Consider the following 15,656-nt stretch of genomic DNA (forward strand, 5'->3'; position numbering starts at 1 on the left):
GTCTTCAAACGAAAAACACCTCCATTGAATTTGCATACTTAGTATGCGAATTCAGGAGGTGTTTTTTTCATGTACCACTATTCGGGTTCACTTCACTTCATTAAATAGGGTGCTTTTTAGTAAACATAGTGTTAAAGAAGATTTATATACTTACGCTACACTGCGATACTCTTCTTCTTTTTCTTTTTTCTGCTTAGGCACTTGGATTAAAAGTGCGATAATAAATGATACGACACATAATACGCCGATCACCATGAAAGTTGGTTTGAATCCACCTAGAACTGCACCGATAAAGGAACCAGCGAGCGCTCCAAATCCAAATCCTTGATACACAATTCCGTAGTTTTTACTATGGTTTTTCATACCGTAGAAATCACCAACGATAGCTGGGAAAATAGTGATATTTCCACCAAAGCAAAACGCTACACTTGCTACACATACGAAGTAGATACCATAATTTAAATCTACGAAACTTAAAACCAAGACTGAAGCTGCCATAGCAACAAATGTACCAGTAACGATTTTTAAACGGCCGATTTTATCTGATAACGGTCCTAAAATAATACGACCTAATGTATTGAAGATTGCAACCATAGCCACCGCATTAGCTGCTGTCGCTGCGCTAAGCCCTACAAGTTGAACACCAATGTCTTTTACCATACCAATTAAGTATAAGCCACTCATACATGATGTAAATAACATAATAAATAATAAGTATACTTGTTTTGTGCCTAACATTTCTTTCGTTGTATATTCCTGAGTTTTTGTTTCATGAACTGCTCCTTGATCTGCAGCTTGATGGATTAAACAAGCGCCAAGGACAATCATAGCTGTAACAATTAACCCCCAGTATATAAACGCTTGTGATACACCAACTGATTCAATTAACTGTGCGTTAATATATTTAAAAATTAAGCTACCCGAACCATATGCAGAGACAGAAATACCAGCAATTAAACCTTTACGCTTTGGAAACCACTTTATTAAATTGGATAATGAAGTGATATATGCTGTACCATCTGCATAACCTACAACAACCCCTGCTAGTACATAAAGCAATATTAATGAGGAAGCTTGTGAACTAAGTATTAATCCTAGTCCTAATGCTAGTCCAGCTATCATAATAAGTTTTCGAAGTCCCCACTTTTCTTGCAATTTACTCGCAAATAAAGTTGAAAACGCTAAGGAAAGACTAGTAATTGAGAAAGTTATAGCAACAGCGTTTAGACTCCAACCATATTTACTAACTAAAGGCTGATTGAATAAACTCCATGTATATATCGTCCCAAGTCCCATTTGTACTATGACTGTGCCAAGGACAACAAGCCATGGATTAACATTTGATTTTTTCATATCATTCCGCCTCCTCTTTCTATTTCAATGCTATTCGCTAAATATGCTTTTTTTATTTTTATTTTCGCCACCTCATTCGACTTAACAACTTCATTGTATAGGATGTTTTCGCTCATGTAAGCACTTACAAGACGGAGCGTCAAAAATATGGAATCAGTTACAGAAAACGAAGGGTGAAATACAAAAAACTACTTGTTAAATACGTAGTAGTTTTTATAATGTTTTACATCAATACGACTTATGTGTGTTTTCATATCCTCTTTTATACAAAGTTATGCGCCCTGTTACACCATGGCTGGACTTCAAAATTTTGATTATCCTATACAAACAAAAAAACACCATATTCTTTTTAACTCTCCAGCTTTATAACATGTTGCGTCTATATTTCTTAATACAAATCATTTAATAGTCTTGTAATCTGGCTTCTCGTTACAATGCTTGTAATCAAAAATCCCACCACTTCCACTTCCGTATATCTTGTTTTTCTAACGGAACATACAAAATTACAACATTTTTTTACAATTTTCTACATAAAAACAGAAAATATATAATTCATTTACATAATGTTGCACTTTAATTTTTATTAAACAACAAATATTTTATTGATAAATAAAACTAAACATTCACTAATATATCTATACGTGGTTTAATATATATAATAAACAAACATTTCTGACTTTTATAAGGAGGTACTATGAAAGCAAACGTAGGCGATACTATACTATTTCAACGAAATAACTTAAAGATCACAGCATCTGTACTAAAACTATACACTGAATCGGTCTTAGTTGAAGTTACAGATGTAAGCGGTGGTACTTTTGAATTTGACCGAACAATTGTAAATCATAAAAACTATAAAATTTTAAATGCAAATAAATAAAACAATACAAAATAGCCCCTGCTTAACAGCGGAGGCTATTTTGTATAATAACAATTCATTAATTTATATATCCTAAAACACTAACAATCTTGCTTGCTTTTAAATTATTAATATAATAATAAATTTCTAACCCTCTTCTCTCAGCTCTTAGCACTTTACCTTTCATTTTTGATAAATGCTGCGAAACAGTCGATTGAGGAATATTTAATATTTCTGTTAATTGTGTTACATTACAAGTTTTGCGTGCACTTAATTCATTTACAATTTGTAATCGTATTGGATGTGCCATTATTTTTAAAATATCCACATCTTCTTCAGTTACTAAACTTTTTTTTATCTCGCTCGTATATGTTGTCATAAGACATTCCCCTTTTATTTGAATTCCTTTTTATTAAAATCTGCTTCTAAATAAAATATTATCTCTAATATACAATTAAGACCCTTATATAGAAATAATAGGATTTTGATTATTTAAAAACAGCAATACTATACAATTTCATCTATTTGGTACATATACATAATACAATTTCAATTTGTGCTCTATGTGAAGTTAGCATAAATTTATAATGAAGATTTTTCAAACAATTCACATCTAACTATATACTTCCTCATAATACTATCCAGTGATTTTAACATATTTTAGGCATTTGTATATACTATCTACAAAAGAAATGTTGTTTAGGGGGAATTCAAATGCCAACAATGTTACAAGAAGAAGTTGAAGAAGCGCGCGAAACATATGTCAGTCGTATCATATTGGTCGGCGGATCAGCTTTATTTCTAGTAGGTGGTGTTATATCAGCAATTTCGGCCTTTAAAACCTATAATCGCTTAGAAAATACACCGCCTTCTACAGATAACTCGTAGGTGAATTATGTAGTTTTGAATAAAAAACAAATGCCATCTCTATAATGAGGCGGCATTTGTTTTTTCGTAAGTTCTATACTAGAAAATTGCAAACAATACTTTGAGCATGAATTATAATTGAACTTACTTCACCACAAATCTCGTCTGACTACACCCATCCTTCTGCTTCGTTACTTCTAATACAGCTGGCATTGCGTTTTTCAGTTCTTGAACGTGTGAAATTACACCGATAAATCGGCCTGATTTTTGCAAGTCGATTAGGGCGTCGACTGCTTTCGTTAATGACTCTTCATCTAATGAGCCGAATCCTTCATCGATAAACATCGTTTCGATGGAAATACCACCCTCATACGCTTGAATTACATCTGCCATTCCAAGCGCTAAGCAAAGTGATGCGTTAAATTTTTCACCGCCAGATAATGTTTTTACATCTCGGGTTTGACCTGTATATGCATCATATACATCTAATCCTAATCCACTTTGTCGATTCCTCTTTTCAACTCGTTCGCTTCGTTTTAAATAAAATTGTCCATTTGATAATTTACGTAGTCGTTCGTTCGCAATTTGAACAATTTGTTCTAAATACTCAATTAAGATGTAACGTTCAAAGGATATACGACTATCGTTATCCCCTTTCATTACTTCATATAAATCAACAAGTTCTTGGAATGCTTTTTCTTCCTCATGAATTTGTTCATCAATTCGTTTAATATTTTCATGTAAATCCGTAATATATGATACGGCGTTTTGAGTACGTTGTCGTTTTTCTTTAATAATATCAAGGTTAATTTCCAATTCTTTCACTTGCTCATCTAATGAAGAAATGTCCATATACTCTTTATCTTTTAAGTCTGCTTTTAATTCTTCAATTTGTTTTGTAAGTACTTCTAGAGATGAGTAATAACTTTGAATTTCTTGTTGTAACTTATCCATCTCAGCATCATTTAATTTGGATTCTTTATATGTTAATTGATCTGTAAATCCGCTTTGTTCTAGCTCTTTCATAAAGCGTGTGAACGTCTCTTCTTTCTTCTCTTTTGCACTATTAAATTGATTAGAAGCATTATCATGTTCTGCTTGAATACGTATATTTTCATTTTTCCAATGTTGATACGCCTCTTGTACTTTCTCCCATTCATCTTCCATTAACCTAAGTTCTTGCAGAGCTTGGTCAAACTGTACTTTCCAAGCTTGTACCGTTTGCAAGCTTTCCGGAATATTTTGCTTATCATGTTCATATGACGTACGAAGCTGCATACACTCCATTTCAGTACGGTGCTGCACAGTTTCTACTTCACGCTTTTGTTTCTGGAGTTCTTCTACTTTTTCTTCTACGCTTTTTATATTCACAGCAATTTGCTTACGCGTTTCTTCACTTGCTTTTAACGCATTAACTTCTGCTGCTAATTGCTTTCCTTTTTGAACGAGCGCACTATATGTTTCTACTAATTCTTCTGAGCGATAGCCTCGCTTTAGCACTTCTTCTATCACTTGTTCATATTGAACTCGATAGAAATTCCACTTTTCTTCTAATTGAACATGTAATTTTTCCGCAATATTTTTCTTTTCTCTTAGCTCATTTAACTCTTTTTCATCAATTGCATTACTTTGCTCTGTAGCTTTTTTCGGGTGGTCCATACTACCACATACAGGACAAGATTCACCATTATGTAAATGAAGAGCTAATATACCAGCTTGTTCACTTAACCAGCGGCGTTCCATATTTTCATATGTACTAACTGCCTGTTGCATCTTATGAAACGCACTTTCTTTTTCTAGCTCGTATTTTTGTTTTTCTTGCCATACATCATATGCCTGCTTTAATACTTTTGCATCTTCTCGCATATTCGTTAGTTCTTCTACTTTAGCTACATATTGTTCAAGCGCTGCTTCTAATTGCTGTAATTCGCCAGACATTCTTTGTTTTTCATTTTTATGCGCTTCTAGTTGTTCATCTAACTTTTGCATACCTTCTTTTAATTTTCCTATTTGAATTTCAGCATTTTGCAAATTTAACTTTTTCTCAGCTAATGATGCAATAATTGGCTGTAACTCTTCTAGTCTTTGAACTTGTTTTTTAGCATTTTCTCGCTCGGATGCCTTATTCTTTAATGCTTCATATTTCTCTTGAGCAAGTGCAAAACTGTTCATTATATGCTCTTTTTTTGCGATTATCTGTTTTAACAAACTTTCAGACTGCTGTTCATATTGCATCGCTTCCTCATACCATTGCTCAAATGGTAATAATCGCTTCGCCTGTTCCGCATGTTTAAAAGATTTTTCTTTCATTTCGATTAAGGCACGGTTTTCTTGTAAAATACTGTACTTCTCATTCTTTTGTTCTAAATCTTTGAATTTCTCATTTACAGCTTTTGCTGCATGAAAACGTGCCTCTGCTTCTTTTAATTGTTTCGTTTTGTCATTTTGTTCTAAGTGTAATTGCTCAACCTCTGCATTGTACCAAATTGTTTCTTGTTTTAATGCCTCTACTACTTGATGTGTATTTACATGCTCTTGCTCCACTAATGTCTCTAATAATGCCCCATCACGTATTGGTAATTTAAATACATTACGGAAATATAGCTCACGTTCTTTTTGTTTTTCTTGTAAGACGTCTTTCCATTGTTTACGCTTTTGATCTAATATCTCACGCATTAATTTATAACGATCTGTTTTAAAAATGCGGCGTAGTATTTCTTCTTTATTTTCCGTTTCAGATGTTAATAATTTTCGGAACTCTCCTTGCGGTAACATGACAATTTGGCTAAATTGATGTTTACTTAATCCAATTAAATCTTCAACTTTTTTATTTACATCCGTTACATGAAAACGATCGACACATGGAACTTTTTCCTCATCAATTACTTCATATAATTCGACTGCATGTCCTGTAATTGTTTTATTTCCTTGTTTTTTATGGCCCAGTTGTCGTTTAATTTCATAACTTTTTCCTTTTAATTGAAAAGTTAATTCCACACTTGTATAAACATCATCATCAGCAAATTGGCTACGAAGCATGTTTGTATCACTGCGCTCTTCTCCACTAGCCTCTCCATATAATACATAACAAATCGCATCAAAAATCGTTGTCTTTCCAGCTCCTGTATTTCCAGAAATAGCGAAAATACGATGCTCACCAAGATCTTTAAAATCGATTACTTCTTTCTGTTTATATGGACCAAACGCGGTCATTATAAGCTGAATCGGTCTCATCCTCGCTCACCTTCCCGTTCTTGCACTGTTTGCAAAACATCTAAAAATAGACGTTCTTTCTCTTCTGATAAATCTAGCCCTTTCATTTCTTTATAAAATGCTTTTAAAAGAGATAAATCATCCGTTTTATGTCTTGAAACAGTTACTTCATTTTCATCTGTGAACTCTCGTCTTTGAATAGATCTTTCAACATGCATTGCATTTGGGTATACAGAACGTATTTTTTCCATTGGCTGCAAGACAGGATTTTCATCTAATAATTTCACAAACACATAATCTTCACTCACTGGATGAAGCAATAAATCGTCTATTTTCGCTTCTACTGTACGCATTTTACGACGTGGTGTAAGTAAACGTTTTTCAATTGTTGTTTCACCTTTTTCATCCAGTTCCACAATATAATATCCTTTTTTATGCTTTTCTTCAGAAATAGAATATGCAAGTGGTGAACCTGAATAACGAATTGTCTCATTACGTACAAAATGCGCTTGATGTAAATGGCCAAGCGCCGTGTAATGAAACTTATCAAAATAATGGCTATTTACATATTCAGCACCACCAATTGAAAGTGGTCGTTCCGCATCACTCGTATTTTCCTCTGCCTCTCCTGAAGAAGTTACAAATGCATGTCCTACAAATATGTGTCTCGCTTCTTTATCCATCGTTTCAGAGAGTTCGTTCATAAAAATACGCATCGCATCATCATGAGAACGAACATCTTCATTTTTCAATATATGTCTAACAATACTTGGATCTGCATACGGAACGAGATGGAAATGAACCTCTCCGTATTCATCATTTAAAACAACAGGATTGTATGGAAACTGGAATTGTCCAACAATATGTAATCCTTGTTTTTTCATTAAATTACTACCAAAATGTATGCGGTCCGGACTATCGTGGTTTCCTGCAACTGCGATTATTGGTGTTTGTAAATCAATAACTATCTTTTGTAATACAGCATTTAATAAGTCTACTGCTTCTGTAGGTGGAATTGCTCGGTCATATAAATCTCCTGCAATAATTACAGCATCCGGTTTTTCCTCTTCAACAGCTTGTACAAACTGATCTAACACAATTTTTTGATCTTCAGTCATATATACACCATGAACAAGCTTACCTAAATGCCAATCCGCTGTATGAAAAAACTTCATATTACCCTTCTCCTTTTAGTTTACTGATTGTAGTGAAACAAGCTGATAGTTTAGTGTAGTTTTTCCGTTCTCCCATTCTAACTTTTGGACAATTGCACTACCGATTCTTTCTTCGTTTGATTTATATAAAGGCAATATTTCTTGAATAGTAAATAGATGATAACCATCTAAAATTAATTGAAATAAATTATCTTCTATATGTAATCTTACTTCTTTTTCATTTGAAATAATTTTTGTATGCATCTCAAATTTCATGCTAGATACAACCCCTTTTTTCTAATTTCTACATTTTAATAGTATAGTGGTCATGCAAGATTGACAAGTAAATACACCGCGATGTACATACTTTTTTAATTATAAATATTTTATGTTTTTTTATATGAAATACGGTATGTGAAATTATTAATCTACAAAAATAAAAATGCCCTTTCAGGCATCCTTATTTTTGTAAGTACTCTTTCATAACGTAGTACAATACAGTTATTAAGACAATCGCTACAAAAAACGCAAATACGGCCACAACATACCCATCTTTATTTAATAAAAAGCATATGGAAATAGATATTATAAAAATCGGAAACACGAGACGTACCTTAGCCTTCACTTCTTCTGTCGTATCTGTATGATGAAAATACTGTGTAATTCCTACCATAAGAGATGACAAAATAATAACCGACAATAGTAAAGGTCCTGGCATTCCGATCTCTCCTTTCTCTATTTCTAATTATATACAAACCCCGCGCTCTTTAAAAGTTAGATAATTCAGCCTTTTAAGTTTTTCTACATCCACTCTTTAATTTACGCCACGTATACTAACTCAATATAAGTTATACATATAATAGCGCCTTCAACACGACATTTTCAAATAATAGCACTTACAGTAATGTTGTAATATTCCTCTTCATTCTCTGAAATCCTGCAAATATAACTCGTCAAAATATGCGATAAATACTAACACTAAGCACCTAATTTAGACAAAAATTATAGAGGACATTTCAGCATGTATCAAGAAATAAGAATAGAAAGATAAGTAAGGGAGGATTTATAATGACTGAACACGTTTTATTTTCTGTTAGCGAAAACGGCGTTGCATCTATTACTTTAAACCGTCCAAAAGCACTTAATTCTTTATCCTATGACATGTTACAACCAATTGGGAAAAAACTTAAAGAGTGGGAGCAAGATGAGCGTATTGAACTCATCGTTTTAAAAGGAGCTGGGACGAAAGGTTTTTGTGCAGGTGGTGATATTAAAACGCTATACGAAGCACGTTCTAACGAAGTTGCATTACAACATGCAGAGCAGTTTTTTGAAGAAGAATATGAAATTGATACATTTATTTATCAATACAAAAAACCAATTATCGCTTGTTTAGATGGAATTGTAATGGGCGGTGGTGTCGGTCTGACAAATGGAGCGACGTATCGAATTGTAACAGAGCGTACGAAGTGGGCAATGCCTGAAATGAACATCGGTTTCTTCCCTGATGTCGGTGCTGCTTATTTCTTAAATAAAGCGCCTGGATATACTGGTCGATATGTTGCTTTAACGGCATCTATTTTAAAAGCTCCTGATGTATTATATATTAACGCTGCTGATTACTTTATGACATCAGATTCATTACCCAATTTCCTTACCGCACTTGAAAATGTAAATTGGAAAAAAGAAGATGTACATACTCATTTAAAAGAAGTTATTCGTACATTTGCAACTGCTCCAAACTTAGATGGCAATCTTTCTTCTTCAGTAGAAGAAATTAATTCGCATTTTGCATTCGATACAATTGAGGGAATCATTCAATCGTTAGAGAAAGATCAAAGTCCATTTGCCCAAACAACGAAAGAAAAGCTATTATCCAAATCCCCTGTTTCATTAAAGGTAACATTAAAACAGTTTATTGATGGCCAAGAAAAGTCAGTTGAAGAATGTTTCGCGACAGATCTTATACTCGCTAAAAACTTCATGCGACATGAAGATTTCTTTGAAGGAGTACGCTCCGTTGTAGTTGATAAAGACCAAAATCCAAATTATAAATATAAACAATTAAGTGATGTTTCAGAAGAAGATGTAAATCGATTCTTTAAGTTACTTAACGCTTAAACAAAGAGGCCATATATTGTAGCACACTCTCAGCTACTCTATATGGCCTCTTCTTTTTAGTTAAATAATTTTAAATATAATTTAATTTTATTTAACTAAAATGTATGTTAAACTAACGTTAATCGAATTTTCTAAAAACAACAAAGGAAGGCGGATAACATTATGGAAAATTTTTTTCTGTTTATTATTATGTCTATATGTCTTATTATTCTACCCGGTCCTGATACAGCAATGGCTACGAAAAACACATTGATTGCCGGCAAAATCGGCGGCGTAAAAACTGTTTTTGGTACTTGTGTTGCGCTTTTAATTCACACTTTAGCTGCTGTAATTGGTCTTTCAGCACTTATTGTAAAGTCTGCTCTTTTATTTTCTATTTTTAAATATGTTGGTGCTGTATATTTAGTCTATATTGGTATTAAAGCCCTTTTAGCAGTAAGAAACACAGAAGACTTAAATACAGATGACATTCCAATAAATAATGATAATAAACATACTTCTTGCTTTCGCCAAGGGTTTCTTACAAATTTACTAAACCCTAAGGTTGCAGTCTTCTTTTTAACTTTTTTACCACAGTTTTTAAATCCAAATCATAATACATTTATACAACTTCTCGTTATGGGACTTACTTATCTCATTTTAACAGTCATTTGGTTTGCTTTTTATATATTTTTAATTGATAAAATTAGTGCTTTTATGAAAAAACCGAAGACACAGCGTTATATTCAAGGGATTACAGGAATCGTCTTAATTGGGTTTGGTATTAAATTAGCCTTTGAAAGAAATAGTTAACACAATACAAACGAAAATACACTACTTCATTATGAGTAGTGTATTTTCGTTTGTATTATTTTGATAATGAGTGGGAATGCACCCCACTCATTATCATTTCACTTTATTAAAACCAGCGCTCAGTTACAACTTTTTTACGTGTATAAAATTGAACGCCATCCGTACCATTTGTACCAAGATCTCCAAAGAATGAAGCTTTGTTTCCTGCAAATGCGAAGAATGCCATTGGTGCTGGAACATTAACGTTTACACCAATCATACCAGCATCAATATTGTCTCGGAATGTTTGTGCATGTTTTCCATTTGATGTATAAATAACAGCACCATTCGCAAATTTCGATTGATTTGTCAGCTTAATACCTTCTTCTAAATCTTTTACTCTTACAATACTTAATACCGGAGCGAAAATTTCATCTTGCCAAATTTTCATTTCTTGATTTACACCATCAAAGATTGTTGCACCAACAAAGTAACCTTCTCCAACTTCTTCATTGATTTTACGGCCATCTACTAGTAAAGTTGCTCCATCTGCTACACCACTATTAATATAGCCTAAAACACGTTCTTTATGAGATTCACGGATTAATGGTCCAACATAATTATCTTCGTTGAAACCGTCACCTACTTTTAACTTCTTCGTTTCCGCTACTAATACATCAATGAATTCATCAGCAATTTCATCAACTACCGCTACTACTGAACATGCCATGCAGCGCTCTCCACTACTTGCAAACGCAGACCCAATTACACCTTGTACTGTTTTCTCAAGGTTGCAATCTGGCATTACAATCGCATGGTTTTTCGCACCTGCTAACGCTTGTACACGTTTACCATTTTTTGTACCAGTTTCATATACGTAGCGTGCCACTGGCTCAGAGCCAACAAACGAAACTGCTTGAATATCTTTATTTTCTAAAATACTATTTACAACATCTTTTCCGCCTTGTACTAAATTTAATACCCCTTTTGGAAAACCAGCTTCATAGAATAACTCTACAAGTCGCTCAGCTAAAAGTGGCGTTCTTTCAGATGTTTTTAATACAAATGTATTACCGCAAGCAATTGCAAGTGGGAACATCCATAATGGAATCATCATCGGGAAGTTAAACGGTGTAATACCAGCAACAACTCCGATTGGGTAGCGCCAAATCGATCCATCAATTCCACTAGCAATATTCGGAAGAGCTTGTCCCATCATTAAATTTGGTGCTGATGTTGCAAGTTCTACCGCTTCAATACCACGCTGTACTTCACCAGTTGCATCCGTTAGCGTTTTACCGTTTTCTAGCGTAATGATTTTTGCAAGCTCTTCTTTATTTTCTTGTAACAGTTGTAGATATTTGTATAGTTGTCTTGAACGATTTGGAACTGGCACTTTAGACCATGTTTTGTATGCCTCTTTTGCCGCTTCAACAGCTTTTTCAACATCTTCTTTTGGAGAAAGTGGAACGTAAGCGATGATTTTTCCGGTTGCCGGATTCGGAACCGCTTCTACTTCCGTACCAGTAGATTCTACCCATTCGCCATTAATATGATTTTTCACTCGTTTAATTTCAGTTGTAATCATTATATTCTCTCCTTTTTTATCATGGTTTTTATAAGTGCACTATTTTTGATTAGAAATTAATTGTTCGCTAACTTTCTTATATAAAGCAGCCATATCGTTTTCACCATATCCTGCCTCACTCGCTTCTTCATATACGTTTAATAGCATCTCACTTACTGGTAAGTGAAGTTCACTTTCTTTAGCTAAATCTACTGCAAATCCTAAATCTTTCTTTAATAAATTTACAGTAAAGCCTGGCTCATAATTTTCTGATGCAATGAAACTTTTATAATTACGCTCATAAATTCTACTTTGACCGTAACTTACATTTAAAATATCAAACATTTTATCTAAATCCATATTGTTCTTTTTCGCTAATGTTAAAGCTTCGCTCACACCAGCTGTATAAAAACCAATTAATAGATTGTTAATTAATTTAACAGTTGTACCACTATCAATCTGCTCACTAACATGGAAAACATTCGCTCCAAGCACTTCCATGACAGATTCAGTTTTCTCATATACTTCTTTCGATCCACCAACCATAAACGTTAATGTACGGTTTTCTGCACCAATTACCCCACCGCTAACAGGTGCTGCTAAAAAGTCTACTTTCTTTTCCTTCGCAGATTCCTCTAATTGTTTGTTTAATTGTGGAGATACTGTACTTGTATCAATTAAAGCTACATTCGCGTGGCTATTTTCAAATAATCCTTCTTCCCCAAAATATACCGCTTCCACAGCACGCGGTGAAGGCAAACTTGTAAAAATCACATCGCATGTCTCTGCTAGTTTTGAGATTGATAGGCCGATAATTCCTCCTTCTTTTTCAAAGGAAGCTTCCGCCTCTTTATTCAAGTCCACTCCATATACTGTGTAGCTAGATTTAACTAAATTTTTAGACATTGGAAGACCCATGTTACCTAAACCGATAAAACCAATCTTTTTCATATCGCTTTCCTCCTATTTACACAATATATTTCCCGCGATTTATAATAACTTTCGCAATATCTCTCTTTTTCGTAAATAAGTTTGAGTATAAAGGCACTAATAATTGACGGATTTCAGCTAATATTTCTTGTCTATTTTGTTCTTCTGTGACAGCTGCTGAAAGAATGGAAATCGCGGATTCTTCTACTTTACGATATCCTTCTTCACAAATAACATCTGTTATCATTTGTTTCGTACGCTCTTTTTCCTCACCATTTTTACTAACTGCTTTCCTCGTACGTAAAAATGCTGATTCCATGACGTACACGTCCGTCAACATATTTGATAATACGCGTGAATATTCTTGCTCTTGCTCAATTTTTATTCCTGGAGTTTTAGAGAGCGTTTTCAAAGATTGTTTCAACAATTTTTTCGCTAATAAAATGTAACGATGGTTTCTTTCTACATTTGCTACATCAATTTCTACTTCAGCATCTTCTATTTTCTCGATTTGCTTCATTAACATTTTTGCAACTGTTAATCTATTAATTTCATTCGTTCCTTCAAAAATACGACTAATTCTAGCATCACGATATAATCGTTCTACTTCGTATTCTTGCATATAACCGTAACCACCATGAATTTGTACAGCTTCATCTACGATATAGGCAAGCGTTTCAGAAGCGTTTACTTTATTCAGTGCACATTCAATTGCAAATTGGGACATTTTTTTCATAAGATCTTCATCACTCTCATGAATTGCTTCATCAATTACACCCGCTGTACGGTAAGCTGCACTTTCTGCTCCATATGTAGAAATAATCATATTGGCAATTTTCTCTTGAATCATCGTAAAATCTACTAATTCCGTTTGGAACTGTTTTCGCTCTTTTCCATATTGAACTGATAAACCGATTGCTTGTTTTGCTGTTCCAATATTTCCAAAAGCAAGTTTTAGTCTAGCGAAGTTAAGGATATTAAGAGCTACGTGATGCCCTTTCCCAACTTCCCCTAAAATATTTTCAGCGGGGATGACAACATCTTCTAAAATAAGCGTCGCTGTTGAAGAACCTTTAATCCCCATCTTCTTTTCTTCTAATCCTATTGATACACCTTCACATGTTCTTTCGACAATAAACGCTGTCATTCCTTTATTTGTCTTCGCAAAAACAACGTATACATCTGCCATATGAGCATTTGTAATCCACTGCTTCTCACCATTCAACTTCCAAGCAGTACCCTCTTCATTCAATACTGCACTCGTTTTTGCACTTAATGCATCAGAACCAGCATTTGGCTCCGTTAAAGCATAAGCCCCAATCCATTCTCCCGATGCGATTTTCGGTAAATATTTTTCTTTCTGTACTTTCGTTCCATAATATATGTAAGGCAATGTACCTACACCGGCATGTATATTAAAAGAAACGCTAAATGCACCAGCGTAACCCATTTTCTCTGCTACAAGACCTGAGACAGCCTTTCCTAACTCGAATCCGCCATAATCTTCTGGTACCTCAATGCCTAATAATCCAAGTTCCCCAGCTTTCTCAAATAATTGACGAGAAACTTTATAGTTATGTTGTTCAATATTCTCAATTTGCGGGACAATTTCTTGTTTAACGAATTGTTCTGTCGTTTTTGCAATTAAATCTTCATCCCCTGAAAAATCTTCTGGTGTAAAGAAAGTATTATTCACATCTTTATTGAGTGAAAAAAATTCATCCCATGGTAACTTCGTTTTCTCCATCTGAATCCCCCTATCATTTCGGCCTTCGTTGCTCTTTGCATATGCTCGTCTACGATGAGTGGAATATCTTATTATTGAAAACAGAAGGCGATGATTTTTCACATCAAGCAGTTCGTTTTGCCAAAGATGTATTTTCATCGCCTAAATCCTTCTACCTATTGATCTTCAGATAATACTGTTTTTGCAATTCCAGTATCTAACTCTTCAAAGTCATGATATGAAATTGTTTCATATAATTCACTTCTCGTTTGCATATTAGAAAGTGCATCTTTTTGAGAACCTGTTTCCTTAATTAGCGTAAACACATTCTCATATGCTTTTGCAGCAACACGAAGTGAAGTTACAGGATAAATTACCATTTGGAAGCCCATATTCGCAAATTCCTCTGCACTATAATATGGTGTTTTTCCGAACTCAGTCATATTTGCTAGTAACGGTGCATTCACTTTGCTAGTAAATAAACGGAATTCTTCTTCCGATTGAAGCGCTTCTGGGAATATTGCATCTGCCCCTGCTTTTACATATGCATTCGCTCTTTCAATCGCTGCATCTAATCCTTCCACGCCGCGAGCATCTGTGCGTGCTACAATATATAAACCTGGCGCAACTTCTTTAATCGCTTTAATTTTTTGAACTAATTCTTCTGTAGTAACAAGTTTCTTACCGTTTAAATGTCCACATTTCTTTGGTAATTGTTGATCTTCAATTTGAACAGCCGCTACTTTCGCTTCTACCATTTCTACAGCTGTTCTCGCTACGTTTAGTACTCCACCAAATCCTGTATCAATATCAACAAGAACTGGTAAATCTGTAGCTCTAATTAGATCTCTTGCTCTTTCAGCTACTTCAGTAGATGTCACGATACCTAAATCTGGTAGACCTTTACTTGCAGTGTAAGCAGCTCCCGATAAATATAGAGCTGAAAAACCTGTATTTTTCGCAACAAGAGCCGCCATTGCATCATGAGCACCTGGAATTTGCAAAATTTCATTTGCTTCTACTAAAGCTCGGAAGCGATTCGCAAGCTCCTCTTGTGTTGACTGTTTATTCACAACCCAAGCCATTATAAATTCC

The 15,656-nt window shown here is 34.3% G+C and carries 14 protein-coding genes; 4 read left to right on the top strand and 10 right to left on the bottom strand.

Going from position 1 to position 15,656, the window contains the following annotated elements; all coding sequences use genetic code 11:
- Positions 1-150 precede the first annotated feature (150 nt).
- Complete coding sequence (locus ABH957_RS18380; RefSeq protein ID WP_113937825.1) at positions 151-1,353, bottom strand: L-lactate MFS transporter; 1,203 nt, start codon at positions 1,351-1,353, stop codon at positions 151-153.
- Between the two features lie 694 nt (positions 1,354-2,047).
- Here ABH957_RS18380 and ABH957_RS18385 point away from each other — a divergent pair.
- Positions 2,048-2,233 (top strand): YkvS family protein, encoded by a 186-nt coding sequence (locus ABH957_RS18385; protein ID WP_002012762.1) that lies wholly within the window; start codon positions 2,048-2,050, stop codon positions 2,231-2,233.
- 58 nt (positions 2,234-2,291) lie between these two features.
- Here the strand turns inward: ABH957_RS18385 and ABH957_RS18390 are convergent, their stop codons facing one another.
- Entirely contained in the window at positions 2,292-2,591 is a 300-nt protein-coding gene (locus ABH957_RS18390; RefSeq protein ID WP_097832019.1) for an ArsR/SmtB family transcription factor, read from the bottom strand.
- 335 nt (positions 2,592-2,926) lie between these two features.
- Here ABH957_RS18390 and ABH957_RS18395 point away from each other — a divergent pair, with 335 nt between their 5' ends.
- Positions 2,927-3,100, top strand: a complete 174-nt coding sequence (locus ABH957_RS18395) for a hypothetical protein (protein ID WP_001142748.1) — start codon at positions 2,927-2,929, stop codon at positions 3,098-3,100.
- Positions 3,101-3,223: 123 nt separating this feature from the next.
- Here ABH957_RS18395 and ABH957_RS18400 read toward each other — a convergent pair whose 3' ends face one another.
- From ABH957_RS18400 to ABH957_RS18415, 4 genes are all read right to left on the bottom strand, one after another.
- A complete protein-coding gene (locus ABH957_RS18400; RefSeq protein ID WP_404511969.1) occupies positions 3,224-6,313 on the bottom strand; it encodes an AAA family ATPase in 3,090 nt (1,029 codons plus the stop codon).
- Positions 6,310-7,467, bottom strand: coding sequence for an exonuclease SbcCD subunit D (locus tag ABH957_RS18405; RefSeq protein WP_404511971.1), 1,158 nt, complete (start codon positions 7,465-7,467; stop codon positions 6,310-6,312). Before ABH957_RS18405 ends, ABH957_RS18400 begins: the two co-directional genes overlap by 4 nt.
- Before the next feature lie 15 nt (positions 7,468-7,482).
- A complete protein-coding gene (locus ABH957_RS18410) occupies positions 7,483-7,722 on the bottom strand; it encodes a DUF2584 family protein (protein ID WP_002085739.1) in 240 nt (79 codons plus the stop codon).
- A gap of 184 nt (positions 7,723-7,906) precedes the next feature.
- Positions 7,907-8,164, bottom strand: a complete 258-nt coding sequence (locus ABH957_RS18415; RefSeq protein WP_002012747.1) for a hypothetical protein — start codon at positions 8,162-8,164, stop codon at positions 7,907-7,909.
- 350 nt (positions 8,165-8,514) lie between these two features.
- On the opposite strand from ABH957_RS18415, the gene ABH957_RS18420 reads away from it, so the two are divergent.
- Together ABH957_RS18420 and ABH957_RS18425 are read left to right on the top strand one after the other, a co-directional pair.
- Positions 8,515-9,567, top strand: a complete 1,053-nt coding sequence (locus ABH957_RS18420; RefSeq protein WP_404511973.1) for an enoyl-CoA hydratase/isomerase family protein — start codon at positions 8,515-8,517, stop codon at positions 9,565-9,567.
- Between the two features lie 159 nt (positions 9,568-9,726).
- On the top strand, positions 9,727-10,359 hold the full coding sequence (locus ABH957_RS18425; protein ID WP_404443325.1) for a LysE family translocator: 633 nt from the start codon (positions 9,727-9,729) through the stop codon (positions 10,357-10,359).
- A gap of 106 nt (positions 10,360-10,465) precedes the next feature.
- Here the strand turns inward: ABH957_RS18425 and ABH957_RS18430 are convergent, their stop codons facing one another.
- The 4 genes from ABH957_RS18430 to prpB all read right to left on the bottom strand — a co-directional run bounded on the left by ABH957_RS18430 (position 10,466) and on the right by prpB (position 15,646).
- Positions 10,466-11,926 carry a CoA-acylating methylmalonate-semialdehyde dehydrogenase gene (locus ABH957_RS18430; protein WP_404511975.1) on the bottom strand — a complete coding sequence of 487 codons (1,461 nt, stop codon included), beginning with the start codon at positions 11,924-11,926 and terminating at the stop codon, positions 10,466-10,468.
- Between the two features lie 39 nt (positions 11,927-11,965).
- Complete coding sequence (locus ABH957_RS18435) at positions 11,966-12,856, bottom strand: NAD(P)-dependent oxidoreductase (RefSeq protein WP_404511977.1); 891 nt, start codon at positions 12,854-12,856, stop codon at positions 11,966-11,968.
- Between the two features lie 16 nt (positions 12,857-12,872).
- Positions 12,873-14,582, bottom strand: a complete 1,710-nt coding sequence (locus tag ABH957_RS18440; protein ID WP_404455121.1) for an acyl-CoA dehydrogenase family protein — start codon at positions 14,580-14,582, stop codon at positions 12,873-12,875.
- A 155-nt stretch (positions 14,583-14,737) separates the two neighbouring features.
- Positions 14,738-15,646: a methylisocitrate lyase gene (gene prpB / locus ABH957_RS18445; protein ID WP_404511979.1), complete on the bottom strand. Its 909-nt coding sequence runs from the start codon at positions 15,644-15,646 to the stop codon at positions 14,738-14,740.
- Positions 15,647-15,656: the final 10 nt, after the last annotated feature.

The organism is Bacillus sp. RC242 (genome assembly GCF_044908245.1).
Classification (GTDB): Bacteria; Bacillota; Bacilli; order Bacillales; family Bacillaceae_G; genus Bacillus_A; species Bacillus_A mycoides.

What these genes read in the sequence shown, in the direction of transcription:
- ABH957_RS18400 (WP_404511969.1), bottom strand. Translation starts at nt 6,313, where the DNA reads ATGAGACCGATTCAGCTTATAATGACCGCGTTTGGTCCATATAAACAG.
- ABH957_RS18430 (WP_404511975.1), bottom strand. Translation starts at nt 11,926, where the DNA reads ATGATTACAACTGAAATTAAACGAGTGAAAAATCATATTAATGGCGAA.
- ABH957_RS18420 (WP_404511973.1), top strand. Translation starts at nt 8,515, where the DNA reads ATGACTGAACACGTTTTATTTTCTGTTAGCGAAAACGGCGTTGCATCT.
- ABH957_RS18415 (WP_002012747.1), bottom strand. Translation starts at nt 8,164, where the DNA reads ATGCCAGGACCTTTACTATTGTCGGTTATTATTTTGTCATCTCTTATG.
- ABH957_RS18380 (WP_113937825.1), bottom strand. Translation starts at nt 1,353, where the DNA reads ATGAAAAAATCAAATGTTAATCCATGGCTTGTTGTCCTTGGCACAGTC.
- ABH957_RS18390 (WP_097832019.1), bottom strand. Translation starts at nt 2,591, where the DNA reads ATGACAACATATACGAGCGAGATAAAAAAAAGTTTAGTAACTGAAGAA.
- ABH957_RS18440 (WP_404455121.1), bottom strand. Translation starts at nt 14,582, where the DNA reads ATGGAGAAAACGAAGTTACCATGGGATGAATTTTTTTCACTCAATAAA.
- ABH957_RS18410 (WP_002085739.1), bottom strand. Translation starts at nt 7,722, where the DNA reads ATGAAATTTGAGATGCATACAAAAATTATTTCAAATGAAAAAGAAGTA.
- ABH957_RS18435 (WP_404511977.1), bottom strand. Translation starts at nt 12,856, where the DNA reads ATGAAAAAGATTGGTTTTATCGGTTTAGGTAACATGGGTCTTCCAATG.
- ABH957_RS18395 (WP_001142748.1), top strand. Translation starts at nt 2,927, where the DNA reads ATGCCAACAATGTTACAAGAAGAAGTTGAAGAAGCGCGCGAAACATAT.
- ABH957_RS18385 (WP_002012762.1), top strand. Translation starts at nt 2,048, where the DNA reads ATGAAAGCAAACGTAGGCGATACTATACTATTTCAACGAAATAACTTA.
- prpB (WP_404511979.1), bottom strand. Translation starts at nt 15,646, where the DNA reads ATGGCTTGGGTTGTGAATAAACAGTCAACACAAGAGGAGCTTGCGAAT.
- ABH957_RS18405 (WP_404511971.1), bottom strand. Translation starts at nt 7,467, where the DNA reads ATGAAGTTTTTTCATACAGCGGATTGGCATTTAGGTAAGCTTGTTCAT.